Annotated in this window: 15 protein-coding genes; 13 read left to right on the plus strand and 2 right to left on the minus strand. The window is 62.8% G+C overall.

The annotated features are described in order from the left end of the window. Position 1: 1 nt before the first annotated feature. From C2L66_RS01355 to C2L66_RS01375, 5 genes are all read left to right on the plus strand, one after another. On the plus strand, positions 2-1,162 hold the full coding sequence (locus C2L66_RS01355) for a VanZ family protein (protein WP_060599330.1): 1,161 nt from the start codon (positions 2-4) through the stop codon (positions 1,160-1,162). Between the two features lie 179 nt (positions 1,163-1,341). Then, positions 1,342-1,665, plus strand: a complete 324-nt coding sequence (locus tag C2L66_RS01360) for a (2Fe-2S) ferredoxin domain-containing protein (RefSeq protein ID WP_054929591.1) — start codon at positions 1,342-1,344, stop codon at positions 1,663-1,665. A 37-nt stretch (positions 1,666-1,702) separates the two neighbouring features. Further along, complete coding sequence (locus C2L66_RS01365) at positions 1,703-2,347, plus strand: alpha/beta hydrolase (RefSeq protein ID WP_054929592.1); 645 nt, start codon at positions 1,703-1,705, stop codon at positions 2,345-2,347. A 413-nt stretch (positions 2,348-2,760) separates the two neighbouring features. Then, on the plus strand, positions 2,761-3,990 hold the full coding sequence (locus C2L66_RS01370; RefSeq protein WP_054929633.1) for a D-alanyl-D-alanine carboxypeptidase family protein: 1,230 nt from the start codon (positions 2,761-2,763) through the stop codon (positions 3,988-3,990). An 89-nt stretch (positions 3,991-4,079) separates the two neighbouring features. Then, entirely contained in the window at positions 4,080-4,349 is a 270-nt protein-coding gene (locus tag C2L66_RS01375; protein WP_054929593.1) for a DUF493 family protein, read from the plus strand. 30 nt (positions 4,350-4,379) lie between these two features. Here the strand turns inward: C2L66_RS01375 and C2L66_RS01380 are convergent, their stop codons facing one another. Next, the gene (locus tag C2L66_RS01380) at positions 4,380-5,399 is read right to left on the minus strand and encodes a transcriptional regulator GcvA (RefSeq protein ID WP_054929594.1); all 1,020 of its coding nucleotides are present in this window, start codon (positions 5,397-5,399) and stop codon (positions 4,380-4,382) included. Between the two features lie 99 nt (positions 5,400-5,498). Between C2L66_RS01380 and C2L66_RS01385 the strand changes: the two genes are divergently transcribed. The 4 genes from C2L66_RS01385 to C2L66_RS01400 all read left to right on the plus strand — a co-directional run bounded on the left by C2L66_RS01385 (position 5,499) and on the right by C2L66_RS01400 (position 10,755). Continuing rightward, positions 5,499-5,825, plus strand: coding sequence for a DUF2917 domain-containing protein (locus C2L66_RS01385; RefSeq protein ID WP_054929595.1), 327 nt, complete (start codon positions 5,499-5,501; stop codon positions 5,823-5,825). 73 nt (positions 5,826-5,898) lie between these two features. Further along, positions 5,899-6,681 (plus strand): lipoyl(octanoyl) transferase LipB, encoded by a 783-nt coding sequence (gene lipB / locus C2L66_RS01390; protein WP_060599329.1) that lies wholly within the window; start codon positions 5,899-5,901, stop codon positions 6,679-6,681. A gap of 13 nt (positions 6,682-6,694) precedes the next feature. After that, positions 6,695-7,696: a lipoyl synthase gene (gene lipA / locus C2L66_RS01395; RefSeq protein ID WP_035986875.1), complete on the plus strand. Its 1,002-nt coding sequence runs from the start codon at positions 6,695-6,697 to the stop codon at positions 7,694-7,696. A 1,376-nt stretch (positions 7,697-9,072) separates the two neighbouring features. Then, positions 9,073-10,755, plus strand: a complete 1,683-nt coding sequence (locus C2L66_RS01400) for a Na/Pi cotransporter family protein (protein ID WP_060599328.1) — start codon at positions 9,073-9,075, stop codon at positions 10,753-10,755. 18 nt (positions 10,756-10,773) lie between these two features. Here the strand turns inward: C2L66_RS01400 and C2L66_RS01405 are convergent, their stop codons facing one another. Further along, entirely contained in the window at positions 10,774-11,547 is a 774-nt protein-coding gene (locus tag C2L66_RS01405) for a DeoR/GlpR family DNA-binding transcription regulator (RefSeq protein WP_060599327.1), read from the minus strand. A gap of 436 nt (positions 11,548-11,983) precedes the next feature. Between C2L66_RS01405 and ugpQ the strand changes: the two genes are divergently transcribed. From ugpQ to C2L66_RS01425, 4 genes are all read left to right on the plus strand, one after another. After that, positions 11,984-12,754 (plus strand): glycerophosphodiester phosphodiesterase, encoded by a 771-nt coding sequence (gene ugpQ / locus C2L66_RS01410; RefSeq protein ID WP_060599326.1) that lies wholly within the window; start codon positions 11,984-11,986, stop codon positions 12,752-12,754. A 79-nt stretch (positions 12,755-12,833) separates the two neighbouring features. After that, complete coding sequence (locus tag C2L66_RS01415; RefSeq protein ID WP_054929599.1) at positions 12,834-13,940, plus strand: ABC transporter substrate-binding protein; 1,107 nt, start codon at positions 12,834-12,836, stop codon at positions 13,938-13,940. 96 nt (positions 13,941-14,036) lie between these two features. Continuing rightward, positions 14,037-14,978 carry an ABC transporter permease gene (locus C2L66_RS01420; RefSeq protein ID WP_060599325.1) on the plus strand — a complete coding sequence of 314 codons (942 nt, stop codon included), beginning with the start codon at positions 14,037-14,039 and terminating at the stop codon, positions 14,976-14,978. Beyond that, a complete protein-coding gene (locus C2L66_RS01425; protein WP_054929600.1) occupies positions 14,975-15,766 on the plus strand; it encodes an ABC transporter permease in 792 nt (263 codons plus the stop codon). The genes C2L66_RS01420 and C2L66_RS01425 overlap by 4 nt, the downstream gene beginning before the upstream one ends. Positions 15,767-15,786: the final 20 nt, after the last annotated feature.

Below are 15,786 nucleotides of genomic sequence, written 5' to 3' on the forward strand. Positions count from 1 at the left end.
GATGGCTGACAAGCCATGGCAGCGGCGGCCGTCGGCGTTTGCGAGGCAGGCGCTGCTGCTGTATGCGGCGCTGATCGTCTACGGGTCGTGGTATCCGTTCTATGGCTGGCGCTCGCTCGGCATTGGCCCGCTCGACTATCTCTTCGATCCTTTCCCGCAGTATCTGACGGCCTTCGATGTCGTCACGAACGTGCTCGGCTATATGCCGTTCGGCGCGCTGGTGGTGCTCGCCGTCTATCCGCGCTGGCGCGGCGCGGCTGCCGTGGCGTTCGCATTCGGGCTCGGCACGCTGCTGTCGGGCTTGATGGAAGCCGTGCAAACCTGGCTGCCGACGCGCGTCGCGTCCAATCTCGATCTCGCCGCGAACGCGCTGGGCGCGCTGCTCGGCGCGACGCTGATGTCGCCGTTGACGGGCGCGCTGCTCGATCGCGGCATGCTGCGGCGAATGCGCTTCCTGTGGTTCGAGCGCGACAGCACGGCCGTGATCGGGCTGGCGGCTTTGTGGCCGGTCGCGACGATGTACCCGGCGCCGCTGTTGCTCGGCCTGGGCTCGTGGCCGCGCGAGCTGTGGCTGCGCTCCGACGCCTCGATGCAGGATGCGCTGCTCGCCTGGGCGCCCGCCACGTGGCACGTGCCGGCGTGGCCGGCGCTCGTCGCCGCGTGGATGCCCGACGATGCGTGGGAAGCCATCATCACCGCGCTCAATCTGCTGGCGGCAGGCGCGCTCGCCTCGCTGCCGATGCGCGAGCGCGCGCCGCGCGTGCGCCTTCTGATCGCGTTCGTCGTGGCGACGCTCGCCGTCAAGGCGGGCGCGACGTTTCTGCAATCGCAATCGGGCCTCGCGTTCAACTGGGCGACGCCGGGCGCGCTGATCGGTCTCGCTGGCGGTTTCATCGCGATGCTGCTGACGCTCATGCTGCCGCGCAGCTCGCGCGTCGCGCTCGCGGCGATCGCGCTCGGCGTTTCGCTGGTGTTCGTCAATCTGCTGCCCGTGAACCCGTATTTCGACGTCGTGCTCGCCGACTGGCGGCAAGGCCGCTATCTGCATTTCAATGGCCTCGCGCGCTGGCTCGCGTGGATGTGGCCGTATGCGGCGCTTGTTTGGGTAGGGTTGTCGGCGGAACGCGCATTGCTGTCGAAGCGGCGCGGCTCGCGCGCGTAGCAGGCATACATGCCGGGTCGCTGCCGGTGCGACGGCGCCATCGGCGCGATCGACGCCCGCGGCAATCTGCGATGTTCGATCCCCGTCGTTATAATCGACGGGACCTCTTATCTCCGCTTACGACGAGCCGCGTCACGCATGCGCAGCGCTTCGTCCACGCACCTCACACGTCGGCCACCATGGATTCCTTCTTCAAGTATCACGTCTTTTTCTGTCTGAATCAGCGCGAACCGGGCGCAACGCGTCCGAGCTGCGCGAACTGCGGCGCGCAGGAAATGCAGGAATACGCGAAGAAACGCGTGAAACAGCTCGGCCTTGCCGGTCCCGGCCAGGTGCGCATCAACAAGTCGGGGTGTCTCGACCGCTGCGAGGAAGGGCCGACGGTCGTCGTGTATCCGGAAGGCGTCTGGTACACGTACGTCGACAAGAGCGATATCGACGAGATCGTCGATTCGCATCTCGCCAACGGCAAGATTGTCGAGCGCCTGCTGATCGACCGCTGATCCGTAGCGTTTCAACCGCGTCACTCGTCCATACAAGATGAACGTACACACGAAGAAATATCTGATCGACGGCCCGGTGGGCAAGATCGAAGTCGCCGTCGATGCGCCCGACGCCAGCCGCGACGGCGGAGCCGCGCCGCGCGGCATCGCGCTGGTCGCGCATCCGCATCCGCTGTTCGGCGGCACGATGGACAACAAGGTCGCGCAGACGCTCGCGCGCACGCTGGTGCAGCTGAACTACATCACTTATCGCTCGAATTTCCGCGGTGTCGGTGAAACGCAAGGCACGCACGACGCCGGTATCGGTGAACGGGACGATTTGCGCGCGGTGCTCGACCACATGCGTGAGCAGCCGGGCCACGCCGATCTGCCGCTCGTGCTCGCGGGCTTTTCGTTCGGCACGTTCGTTCTCTCGCACGTCGCCGCGCGGCTGCGCGAAGAAGGGCAGGAGATCGAGCGGATGGTGTTCGTCGGCACGGCGGCGAGCCGCTGGGAGGTCGCGCCCGTGCCCGAAAACACGCTCGTGATTCACGGCGAAACCGACGATACCGTGCCCATCCAGTCGGTTTTCGACTGGGCGCAGCCGCAGGAACTGCCCGTCGTGGTGATTCCGGGCGCGGAGCATTTCCTGCATCGCAAGCTGCATATCCTCAAGCGCATCATCGTCGACGCGTGGCGCTGATTTCACGGCGCAGGCGTATCACGAAAACATCGGCGGCCGCGTGCCGCCGATGTTGTAAAAACCCGCGAAAAATGCGGGAAAACTCCATGATGTACGGCAAATTGTCAGGCGGCGGCGCGTATAATGAGCGCTCTTTTTTGGGCGCAGCATTGCCCGTCTGGTGGATCGAATCGCCTCGCTCGTGAGTTCATGGCAGCGGATTCGGCGCGAGATGCGAGGCGCGCTGCGCGAACCGACCGCGTGACAGACAGTCTGACGAGCAGTCAAAACCACGCCGTGCCGCGTTTATGTCATTCAGGTCACTTGTACCGCTTATGACACTCGCGCGCGGCGGTGACTGCCAGTCCGGCATCACGCGAATCATCCGAACTGCGCATCCTGCGCACCAGCCCATTTCTGCCCGAATCGATCCTATGCGCTTTTCGAATCCCGGCTCTTTCAGCCTCCCCAGCCTTGTTTCTTTCGTTCCGCAATCCGCCGCCAGCAAGCTGGCGCTGGGTCTTGCGCTGCCTGCCGCGCTGATCGCCGGCACGGCGTTCGCGCAGGTGCCGCCGCCGGGCGTGAACGCGCGCTCGTGGGTGCTCGTCGACGCAACCAGCAACCAGGTGCTCGCATCGGGCAATCCGGATGAACGCGTCGAGCCGGCGTCGCTGACCAAGCTGATGACCGCATACCTCACGTTCGAGGCGCTGCAGACCAAGAAGATCACGATGGACCAGTCGGTCAATCCGAGCGAGGCTGTGCGGCGCGTGAAGAACGACGAATCGCGCATGTTCATCGAGGCGAACAAGCCCGTCACGGTGCACGATCTCGTCTACGGGATGATTATCCAGTCGGGCAACGACGCCGCTATCGCGCTGGCTGAGCTGGTCGGCGGCAGCGAGGCGCAGTTCGTCAACATGATGAACGCGGAAGCGCAAAAGCTCGGCATGAAGAACACGCACTTCGCCGACGTGAACGGCATGCCCGACGCGCAGCACTACACGACGGCGGGCGACCTTGCCATTCTGTCGGCGCGCCTGATCCGCGACTATCCGGATTACTACAACATCTTCTCGGTCAAGGAATTCACGTATAACAAGATCAAGCAGCCGAACCGCAACCGTCTGCTGTGGATCGACCCGACCGTCGACGGCCTCAAGACGGGTCATACGCAAGCGGCCGGCTACTGCCTGATCGCGAGCGCGAAGCGTCCGCTGCCGGGCGTGCCCGATGCGTCGCGCCGTCTGGTGACGGTGATGATGGGCGAGCAGAAAGAACACGACCGTGTGCAGGACAGCCTGAAGATGCTCAACTACGGCTATTCCGCATACGACGCGGTGCGCCTGTACAAGGCGAATCAGGTGGTCGAGACGCCTCGTGTCTACAAGGGCTCGCAGGATACCGTAAAGCTGGGCGTCAAGACGGACCAGTACATCACGCTGCCGAAGGGCATGGCCGACAAGGCCAAGCCGCAGGTCGAACACGTCGATCCGCTGATCGCGCCGATCGCCGAAGGTCAGCAGGTCGGCACGGTGAAGTTCGTCGCCGACGGCAAGACGCTCGCGCAGGTGCCGCTCGTGGCGCTGCAGGCGGTGCCGCAGGCGGGCATTGTCGGCCGCGTGTGGGATTCGATGATGCTGATGTTCAACAAGAAGAAGTAAGCCGTAGACAAGAAGGAAACCTGCGGCTTGCTTTTTCGCCGCACGCAGTCATATACGGTGATTGCGTGCGGTGAATGAAGGAGTCGAGGATGAATGCCGTGAACGAATCATTGATAGATTTTCCGTGCGATTTCCCCATCAAGGTGATGGGCAAGTCGCACCCGGAATTCCAGACAACCATCGTCGAGGTGATCCGCCGGTTCGATGGCGGTTTCGATGCGGCGCGTGTCGAAGTGCGGCCGTCTAGCGGCGGTAACTACACCGGCCTGACAGTGACGGTGCGCGCGCTGAATCGCGAGCATCTGGACGATATCTACCGGGCGCTGACCGGGCATCCGATGGTGAAGGTTGTGCTGTAATTGTTGGGCCGGTGAGCGGGCGGCAGCGCTTCAGCGTTCCGCCTGCGCCGCCGGATTCCGGACGTGCAACGCGTTCGGCTCAGCTTGTGTCTCTCTTTTTCCCTGCGTTTTATCCGGCCTCGCGCGCTTCGCGCTCTCGCTACACGCGCTCTCGAACAGTTGCCTGAAGCGCCCGACTTCGTCGAACACCCAGTCGCGGAACGCCTTCACGCGCGCCGTTTGCAGCATCTGCGGCGTGCAGATGAAGAAGTATTGCCACGGGCTCGGCCCGTCGATGTCGAATAGCCGCACGAGGCGGCCCGCCGCGACTTCGTGCATCGCCAGCGAGCGACGCGTCAGCGCGACGCCCTGGCCGTCGCTGGCGGCCTGCAGCAGGTTCGATGAATCCTGATACAGCACGCCGCGCTTCGGCTCCGGCCAGTCGGTGAGGCCGGCCGCGTCGAACCACGGACGCCATAGTTCGTCGTCGGAGCGCAGCAGCGGCACGTTGGCGAGGTCGGTGGGCACTTTCGGCAGATTGCCGCCGTTGAAGGTCGGCGAGCAGGCCGGAAAGAACACCTCTTCTAGCAGTAGTTCGGCGTGCAGCCCCGGATAGTCACCGTAGCCGAACCGGATCGCGCAATCGACGTCGTCGCGGGCGAAATCGGTGAGCGCGTTGGTCGACAGCAGTTCGAGATCCCATTGCGGATTCGCCTCGATGAAGCTGCCGATGCGCGGCGTCACCCAGCGTGCCGCAAACGACGACAGCATCGACACGACCAGCCGCCGGTCGCGGTCGCCGGCGCGAATCTCGCGCGTCGCCTCCGCCAGCGAGATCAGGGCCGTGCGCACCTGCGCGGCATAGCGGCGGCCGACATCGGTGAGCCGCACGCGCTTGCCGTCGCGGGCGAAAAGCTTCACGCCCAGTTCTTCTTCGAGCGCGCGAATCTGATGGCTGACGGCGCCGTGCGTGACGTACAGCTCGTCCGCGGCGCGCGAAAAGCTCTCGTGACGGGCGGCGGCCTCGAAGGCCTTGATCGCATTCAGGGCGGGCAGCTGGCGGAGGTCCATCGCAATTTTTCTCACATAAGGGTGAAAATTGATCGTTTGGCGTAAACCCTTGTCACATATAGGATTGTAGCCATGAAACGATTTTTGGCGAGGCCCATCATGCGAGAAATTTCCTCTAGCATCACGTTTGAAATCGTAGCTGGTGAAACCGTTCCGATGAAGATCACGCGCAGTACGCGCCTGGCCGTTTCAGGCGGCGCGGTGTGGGTGACCCGCAGCGACGACGTCGAAGATTACTGGCTCGAGCCGGGCAAGACGCTGCGTCTGCGGCGCGGCGAGCGGCTGTGGCTGTCCGTCGAGCGCGGCACGCAGGCGCGGGTGGCGTTTTACGTGCCGACGCGGCCGGAGCAAAAGGCGCTCAACTGGGCCGCGCGTGCCAGCGAACGCGTTGGCGCGTGGCTGCGTTCCGGATGGCGCACGGTCTGATCACTGCTCCTGATCCCAGTTATTGCCCGCGTGGTCGGCGAGGCACGCGGGATTTCGGTAAACTGCCGGAATCATGTGTGCCACGCCGGTTTCACCGTCCCCCGAGTCTTCGAGTTCCATCCAGCCTGACGCCGTTGCGTCGGAGGCCGCGCCGCAAAGTCGTGCCGCACAGCCGGTGATCGTGCGCTGGCGCGGCTCGGAAGACTATCAGGCCAGCTTCGACGCGATGCGCGCGTTCACCGATTCGCGCACCGCCGAAACATCTGACGAAATCTGGCTCGTCGAACACCCGCCCGTTTTCACGCTCGGCCAGGCCGGCGATCCCGCCCATCTGCTCACTGCCGATAGTCGCATTCCGCTCGTCAAGGTCGATCGTGGGGGGCAGATCACGTATCACGGTCCCGGCCAGGTGGTCGCGTATCTGCTGCTCGACTTGCGCCGTCGCAAGCTGATGGTGCGCGAGTTGGTGACGCGGATCGAGCAGGCCGTGATTGACACACTCGCGGCGTATAATCTCGCCGGTGAACGCAAGGCGGGTGCGCCGGGCATCTATGTCGCGCCTGAGCAGCCGAACGCCGGGCTGCATGTCGGCGCGAAGATCGCCGCGCTGGGCCTCAAGATCCGTAGCGGGTGCAGCTATCACGGCGTCAGCCTCAACGTGAAAATGGACCTGCAGCCGTTTCTCGCGATCAACCCGTGCGGTTACGCGGGGCTCGAAACAGTCGATATGGCGACGCTTGGCGTCGCAGCCGGCTGGGACGACGTAGCCCGAACCCTTGCAGCAAGCCTCATCGCCAACATCGACGGCGTCCCCGCAGCCGTCGGCCTACCGCAGGCCGGTGCCATCACCGCCTGACTGGAACGAACGAATGACTGACGTTACCGCGAATCCCGCAGCCTCGAGTCCTGTCAACGCCGCTGCTGCGGCGCCCTACGATGCGACCGCCAAGCAGAAGGCGCAAGCCAAGACCGCGCGCATTCCGATCAAGATCGTTCCGATCGAAAAACTGAAGAAGCCCGACTGGATTCGCGTGAAGGCGGCGACGGGCAGTTCGCGTTTCTACGAGATCAAGCAGATTCTGCGCGAGCACAACCTGCACACGGTGTGCGAGGAAGCGAGCTGTCCGAACATCGGCGAATGCTTCGGCAAGGGCACTGCGACGTTCATGATCATGGGCGACAAGTGCACGCGCCGCTGCCCGTTCTGCGACGTCGGTCACGGCCGTCCCGACCCGCTCGATCCGGAAGAGCCGCTGAACCTTGCGCGCACGATCGCCGCGCTGAAGCTGAAGTATGTCGTGATTACGAGCGTCGATCGCGACGATCTGCGTGATGGCGGCGCGGCGCACTTTGTCGAGTGCATCGCGAAGACGCGCGAGCTGTCGCCGGAGACGCGCATTGAAATCCTGACGCCGGACTTCCGTGGCCGTCTTGATCGCGCAATCGGCATCCTGAACGCGGCGCCGCCCGATGTGATGAACCACAACCTCGAAACGGTGCCGCGTCTGTACAAGGAAGCGCGCCCCGGGTCGGATTATGCGCATTCGCTGAAGCTGCTGAAGGACTTCAAGGCGCTGCATCCGGACGTCGCGACGAAATCTGGTTTGATGGTTGGCCTGGGCGAAACGGAAGAAGAAATCTTGCAGGTGATGCGCGATCTGCGCGAGCACAACGTCGATATGTTGACGATTGGGCAGTATCTGCAGCCTTCGGAACACCATTTGCCCGTGCGGGCGTATGTGCACCCGGATACATTCAAGATGTACGAGGAAGAAGCGTACAAGATGGGGTTCACGCATGCGGCTGTTGGCGCAATGGTGCGCTCGAGTTATCACGCGGATGTGCAGGCGCATGATGCTGGGGTGGTGTGAGGTTTGTTTTTGATTTTGTCGTTGTCTTTGTCTGTCGGCAGATGCCGACTGATCAGGGAATGCCCGCGTAAGCGGGCTTTTTTTTATGTCTGCGACGTGGGGGGGTGCTTGTGCTTTCGCTTTCGCTTTCGCTGGCGTCCGCGATTCGTTAGCTTGCTTCACGCGTCGCCGTTTGGTGTTTTGGCCTTTTCGCGGGCATCCGCGCATTGTTAGCTCGCTTCAGGCGTTGCCCCTGTGCGGGGCGGCACCTACTTTTCTTTGCCGCCGCAAAGAAAAGTAGGCAAAAGAAAGCGGCTCACACCGCCAATTCTTGACCCTTGCCCACGGGCCCCCAACGGCCCCACGCTTCACACGCCAGTACCGTGGCTGGTGCTCGTTGCCAACGCTTCGAACAGGTGCCTCACCCGCTTCGATTACCCGTACCCGGGCAAGCGGCAGCGAATGGTATCGCAGGTGGCAAACTGTGTGTAGGTTGTCGCACCACATACGTTAGCGCTCTTACCAGAAACACCAATCGTGCTACCCAGTCCGGAGTGATGCGTGTATGGCGCGAAAGCCTACACACAGTTTGCCACCTGGGCGGCCGTGGACTGTCTGGTGAGGCATGCTGACACGCAGGTGCGCGAAGTGGGTGAGGCGCTCATTCAGAGCGTTAGCAACGGACGTGGATCATGTGGTTGCCGTGTGAAGCGTAAGACCCTTTGGGGGCCCTCAGGCAAGAATTAGCGCTGGCGGTGTGAGCCGCTTTCTTTTGCCTACTTTTCTTTGCGGCGGCAAAGAAAAGTAGGTGCCGCCCCGCACAGGGGCGACGCCTGAAGCAGGCTAACAATGCGCGGATGCCCGCGAAAAGGGCAAAACACCGAACGTCGACGCGTGAAGCAAGCTAACGAATCGCGGACGCCAGCGCAAAGGCAAACGCACAGGAGCGACGCCTGGAGCACGCTAACAATGCGCGGATGCCCGCGAAAAGGCCCAAACACCGAACGGCGACGCGTGAAGCACGCTAACAACGCGCGGATGCCCGCGAAAAGGCCCAAACACCAAACGGCGACGCCTGAAGCAAGCTAACGAATCGCGGACGCCAGCGCAAAGGCAAACGCACAGGAGCGACGCGTGAAGCACGCTAACAATGCGCGGATGCCCGCTAACAAAACGCAACTGCCACCGCAAAAGCATGCACAAGGACAAAAAAAACACACCCACCATGCGCAGCACCGCACACATTCTGTTGCAAATGCCACAAAAAAACAAAACGCACAAAATTACAACAACGCAAAACTATGCAACACTAGGCAGCATGAGATCCGGACGCACGCGTCCAGCAGCAACGGCGCATGCATTCCGGGCGATCGCGGAAGTCCTGAAGCGTCGTGCCTATGTTGATCCTGTTGAACTTGTTGTCGGGTGTCGCTCTGCTGGTGTGGGGCACGCACATCGTGCGCACCGGTATTCTGCGCGTGTGGGGCGCCGATCTGCGGCGCGCGTTGGCGCGCAGCACAAATAGCCGCGCAAAGGCTTTCGCCGCCGGCGTCGGCGTCACGAGTCTCGTGCAGAGCAGCAATGCCACGGCGATGATCGTCACGTCATTTGCTGCCCAAGGCATGCTGCCGCTCACAAGCGGCCTCGCCATCATGCTCGGCGCGGATGTCGGCACGGCGCTGATGGCGCGCATTCTCACACTCGATCTATCGTGGCTGTCGCCGTTCCTGATCGTCTTCGGCGTGCCGCTCTTTCTCTCTCGCAAGCAGAACCGCCTGGGCCAGGTCGGCCGGACGTTGATCGGGCTGGGACTGATTCTCCTCGCGCTGCATCTGATCGTCGAAACCGCGCAGCCGATGATGCACGGCGCCGGCGTGCGCGTCATGTTCGGCGCGCTGACGGGCGACACGATGCTCGATGCGCTGGTCGGCGCGACTTTCGCCGTCATTTCGTATTCGAGTCTCGCCGCCGTGCTGCTGACGGCGACGCTTGCGTCCTCGGGCGTGATCTCGCTGAAGGTGGCGCTGTGTCTCGTGATCGGCGCGAACCTCGGCAGCGGATTGCTCGCGTTGGCAGGCACGGTCGCGCAGAACACCGCGGCGCGCCGGCTCGCGCTCGGCAGCCTCGCGTTCAAGCTGGCGGGCGCCTTGCTGATCCTGCCCTTCACGTCACTGCTCGCGCGTGGCTTGCCCGTCCTGATCAACAATCCCCGCGAATCCGTGGTCGGCTTCCATGTGATCTACAACACATTGCGCTGCTGCGCGTGCATGCCGCTGATCGATGCCGTCGCGCGCGCATGCTGCCGCGTGCTGCCTGAGCGGCCGGATCCGAACGGTCAGCTTCGTCCGATTCATCTCGACGCCGCGTCACTCGCCACGCCCGCGCTCGCGCTGTCGAATGCCGCGCGCGAGGTGCTGCGCATCGGCGATATTGTGCGGTCGATGCTCGACAACGTCTCGCATCTGATTCATCACAACGATCTCGCGAAGGCACGCGACACGATCCGCATGGACGACGACGTCGATCATCTGTATGCAGAGGTCAAAGCCTATCTCGCACGCGTTTCGCGCGAGCAACTGGATGACGCCGACAGCCGCCGCTGGACCGACATCATCGCCCTGACGATCAACCTCGAACACGCGGGCGACATCATCGAGCGCATCGTCACCGACATCGAAGAGAAGAAGATTGCGCACCGGCTCGCGTTTTCGGAAGAAGGCTTGAGCGAACTCGACGATTTGCACACGCGGCTGGTGGGCAATCTGCAGCTGGGCATGTCGGTGTTCCTGAACAACGATCTGCGTTGCGCGGAGCTACTGCTCGCCGAGAAGGAGCGTTTCCGCGATCTCGAGCGCGCCTATTCGTACAAGCATCTCGACCGGCTCTCGGGACAGACGTTGCGAAGCGTCGAAACGAGCGCGCTGCATCTGGATGTGATCAGCGACATGAAGCGGCTCAACTCGCTGTTCTGTTCGACTGCCTATCCGGTGCTCGACGCGGCGGGCGCACTGCACGATACGCGTTTGCGCAAACGCATGCATGAAGAAGTGCCCGCCGACACGGTGCCCCAACAAATGTGACCCGCCGCACACAAGACATCACGCGAGTATCACCTTACCGACCTTGCGCTTGAGTTGCGCGAACGTTGCGACTTCCGCCGCCTTGCGGTTGGTGATGAGCAGATCGATCTTTTCGGGCGGGCAATACGCGATGCGGCTGCGCTGGCCTATTTTGCTGTAGTCGGCGAGTATCACGACGCTGTCCGAGTTGGCGACCATCGCGCGCGCGACATCGGTTTCCGCGAGGTCGTAGTTGCTAGCGCCGTGTTTCGAATCGACGCCGACGGGCGACAGCAGCGCGATATCCGCGCGATAACGCTGGATATCGAGGATAGTCGTCTCGCCCGTGGTGGACAATGCGCGGTCGCTGATCGAGCCGCCCAGCAGAATGACTTCGTTTGCCGACGACTCGCGTTTATCCGGCGCGCCGCGCATCTTCATCGCGACGTCGATCGAGTTGGTAACGATGGTCAGGTTCGCGAGCTTCGCGAGTTCATCGGCGAGCGCCGCCGTGGTCGTGCCTGCGTCGATGAAAAGCGTCTGTCCGCTCGCCACGACGCCCGTCGCCGCCTTCGCGATGGCCTTCTTCGACTTAACGTGCGCCTGCGCACGCTCGGCAATGGGCGCTTCGTCGGCGGGCCTGATTGCGCCGCCATGCACGCGGCGCAACTCGCCGAGCGCTTCGAGATCGACCAGGTCGCGCCGTACGGTTTCGCGCGATACGCCCAGGTCCGCCATGATGCGCTCCGTCGACACACGTTTGAGTGTCGAGAGCAGCGCGCGTATTCGTTGATGACGGTCTTCCTGCCACATGCGTATCGTTCCTCGCCTGGTCGTATTTAACGTTTTGCGTGCTGCTCGCGCTCTGCTCTTCGCACCGCTTGCCATGCGCACGTTTCCGTATAAACCACTACCAACGGATTATGTCGATGCGATGTCAAAATGCATGACAGGCGGGTTGCCTGTGTCCTTTGCGGTTGTATTTTTTTGGGAGCTTGCAACTTTGGGTATTTGTATTTAGCCTTCGCATTTTGAGACATTCGCGCCCGATTTGAAACATCGCGAACAGCACATTTTCGAAAACGAAATGAAATATGCGCTGCACCATGTTCCAGGCAAGCGCGATGTCGTGCATTGACAAGCTTGCGTCGCTTTGCGGATGGAATAGCATCCATTCGCGATCCTCAGAATAAGATACATCGGCGCACGCAGGCCGCAGTTCCATCAGATCTTTGTGAAGGCAAGCACGATGGGCAACGGGATCGATCAGGCATTAATCGCAGACTGGCCGTATCCACGGCTCGTCGCGCATCGCATCGGCGGCAAGCTCGCGCCGGAGAACACGCTCGCGGGCTTCGAGATGTGCGCGCGCTTTGGCTACAAGATGATCGAGTTCGACGCGAAGCTTTCTTCCGACGACCAGATCTTCCTGCTGCACGACGACGACCTGGACCGCACGACCAACGGGCACGGCCCGGCCGCGCAGCACACATGGCATCAACTGGCATCGCTCGATGCCGGCGCATGGTTCGATCCGCGCTATACGGACGAGCGTCTGCCGACGCTCTCGCAGGTAGCGGCGCGCTGCGCGAGCGAAGCGATTGCAGCGAACATTGAAATCAAGCCTTGTCCCGGCCGCGACGAAATCACGGGGCGCCTGGTCGCGCTCGCGGCCAAAGACCTGTGGCGCGCGCAGAAGCCGCTCCTGTCGTCGTTTTCGTTCGACGCGCTGAAGGCCGCTCGCGACGCCGCGCCGTCGCTGCCGCGCGGCATGTTGTTCGAGGCGCTGCCCGACGACTGGCTCGCGATCGTGCGCGAACTCGGCTGTGTGTCGCTGCATGCGGACCACAAGCATCTGACGCAACAGAACATCCGCGCGATCCGCGATGCCGGCTTGCGTGTGCTCGCGTACACGGTGAACGAACCGGCACGCGCGCGCGAACTGGCGAGGTGGGGCGTTGACATGATTTGTACCGATCGCCTCGATATGATCGGCGCGGACGTCGTGAGCCAGACATAAGCGTGCAGGCACGCACATCGAAAGACGTCGACATGCAGTTTTCCTAACGTAGCAATTTTCGGCAGAGGATGAGAAAACTATGAAACCGACCACGTTGCGTTGTTTCATTTCGGCGTCGGCGCTGGCCGGCGTGGCCGCCGCGGGGAATGCCGTCGCAGCGCCGCCCGATGCGCTCGTCGCCGCGGCGAAGCAGGAAGGACAGCTGACCGTGATCGCGCTGCCACACGACTGGTGCGGCTATGGTCCGATGATCGCGGACTTCCAGAAGAAGTACGGCATCAAGATCAACGAACTGAACCCCGATGCCGGCTCCGGCGATGAGGTCGAAGCGATCAAGGCGAACAAGGGCAACAAGGGTCCGCAGGCGCCCGACGTGATCGACGTCGGCCTGTCGTTCGGTCCGACGGCCAAGGCGCAAGGTCTGCTGCAGCCGTACAAGGTGTCGACGTGGAAGTCGATCGCGAACGAAAACAAGGACCCGGAAGGCTACTGGACGGGCGACTACTACGGCGTGCTGTCGTTCGAAGTGAACGCCGACATGATCGACAAGATTCCGACCGACTGGGCCGATCTGCAAAAGCCCGATTACAAGAACGCCGTGTCGCTTGCGGGCGATCCGCGCTCGGCGAACCAGGCAATCCAGGGCGTGTACGCCGCCGGTCTTTCCGCCGCCAAGGGCGACGCGAGCAAGGCCGCGCAAGCCGGTCTCAAGTACTTCGCCGATCTGAACAAGAACGGCAACTTCGTACCCGTAATCGGCAAGGCCGCATCGCTCGCGCAAGGCACGACGCCCATCATCGTGCGCTGGGACTACAACGCGCTCGCCGATCGCGACACGCTGAAGGGCAACCCGAAGGTGCAGGTGGTCGTGCCGAAGACGGGCGTGGTCGCGGGCGTCTATGTGCAGGCGATCAGCGCCTACGCGCCGCATCCGAACGCCGCGAAGCTGTGGCTGGAATACCTGTACTCGGACGAAGGCCAGATCGGCTGGCTGACGGGCTATTGCCACCCGATCCGCTACAACGAGCTCGTGTCGCAGAAGAAGGTGCCGCAGGCGTTGCTCGACAAGCTGCCGCCCGCATCGGCATACAAGAACGCTGTGTTCCCGACGCTCCAGCAGCAGGACGCGACGAAGGAAGTCGTGACCAAGCAGTGGGACTCCGTGGTCGGCGCCAACGTCAAGTAAGCGCTGCATGATGCGATGCGGGCCGCGCTTTCGGTCCGCATCGCGCGCCGGATGGAACGGCGAGACGAAGCGGTTGAGTTTGTTCGAGGATGAGTTATGAGCGCTTCATCGGGAGCCGGGCCCGGCGGTCAGGCCGACCTGCTGGTTCCGTCCGTGCCGCAACCTGCGCCGAAGGTCGACGGCCCGGGCAGGACGTCGCCTGTCTGGACATGGATCGGCGTGCTGCCGTTCTTCATCTTCGCGCTGCTGTTCCTGATTCTGCCGACGGGCTTCCTGATGGTCGGCGCGTTTCAGGATGCGCAGGGCCACTTCACGTTAGCCAACATGCGCGAGCTGTTCCAGGAGGGCGTGATGGACGCCTACTGGATCAGCTTCAAGGTTAGCGCGGCTTCGGCGATCGGCGGCGCGGTACTCGGCTCGCTGCTCGCATGGGCGGCCGTGCACGGCAAGCTGCCGGGCTGGATTCGTCCGACGCTGCTGACGTTCTCCGGCGTCGCGTCGAACTTTGCGGGCGTGCCGCTCGCGTTCGCGTTCATCTGCACATTGGGGCGCGTCGGTCTCGTGACGGTGCTGCTGAAGAAGTACGCGGACATCAATCTCTATTCGACGGGCTTCAGCATCCTTAGCTTCTGGGGCCTGACGATCACCTACCTGTATTTCCAGATTCCGTTGATGGTGCTGATCATCACGCCCGCGCTCGACGGTCTCCGGCGCGAATGGCGCGAGGCGTGCGATTGCCTCGGCGGCACGGCTTACCAGTATTGGCGCCATGTCGCGTTGCCCGTGCTGTGGCCGAGCGTGCTCGGCGCGACGCTGCTGCTGTTCGCGAACTCGTTCGGCGCGGTCGCGACGGCGTATGCGTTGACGGGCAGCTCGCTGAACATCGTGACGATTCTGCTCTACGCGCAGATTCGCGGCGACGTGCTGCATAACCAGAACCTCGGCTATGCGCTCGCGCTAGGCATGATCCTCGTGACGGGGCTGTCGAACGGCGGCTATATCTGGTTGCGTTCGCGTGTTGAAAGGGGCCGCCGATGAACAGGCAATCGCGCGTGGGCGCATGGACGGCGATGATCGTCGGTTCCCTGTACTTCCTGATTCCGCTGATCGCGACCTTCGAGTTCAGTCTGCGCATGCGGCGCGGCACGTATAGCTTCGACGCCTACAAGGTGGTGCTCGGCGACCCGCATTTTCAGGCGTCGTTCGGCTATTCGATCCTGATGGCGCTGCTGACGATCGTCGTCGGCGTGCTGCTCGTCGTGCCGACGGCGTACTGGGTGCAACTTCGCCTGCCGAAGTTGCGCGGCATCGTCGAGTTCATCACGCTGTTGCCGCTCGTCGTGCCCGCCATCGTGATCGTGTTCGGCTATCTGCGCATCTACAACAGCAGTTCGATTCTGCCGCTCACGTCGAACGAACGCGCGACCGATCTGCTGCTCGTGTTCGGCTACGTGACGCTGTCGTTGCCCTACATGTACCGCGCGGTCGATGCGGGCTTGCGCGCCGTCGACATCCGTTCGCTGACGGAAGCGGCCGAATGTCTCGGCGCGAACTGGCCGACCATTCTCTTCAAGGTGATCTTTCCGAATATCCGCTCGGGCATTCTGTCCGGCGCGTTTCTCACCTTTGCGGTCGTGATCGGCGAGTTCACGCTCGCGAGCCTGCTGGACCGGCCGGCGTTCGGCCCCTATCTGCAGCTGATCGGCGCGAACCGCGCGTATGAACCGTCGGCGCTCGCGATCATCGCGTTCGTGGTCACGTGGGCGTCGATGGGACTGATCCAGGTGTTCGGCTCCGCGCGCACGCTCGCTGCGCAAAAACCCTGATGTTGAATTGAGGCACCGTC

This window comes from Paraburkholderia caribensis, assembly GCF_002902945.1.
GTDB lineage: Bacteria > Pseudomonadota > Gammaproteobacteria > Burkholderiales > Burkholderiaceae > Paraburkholderia > Paraburkholderia caribensis.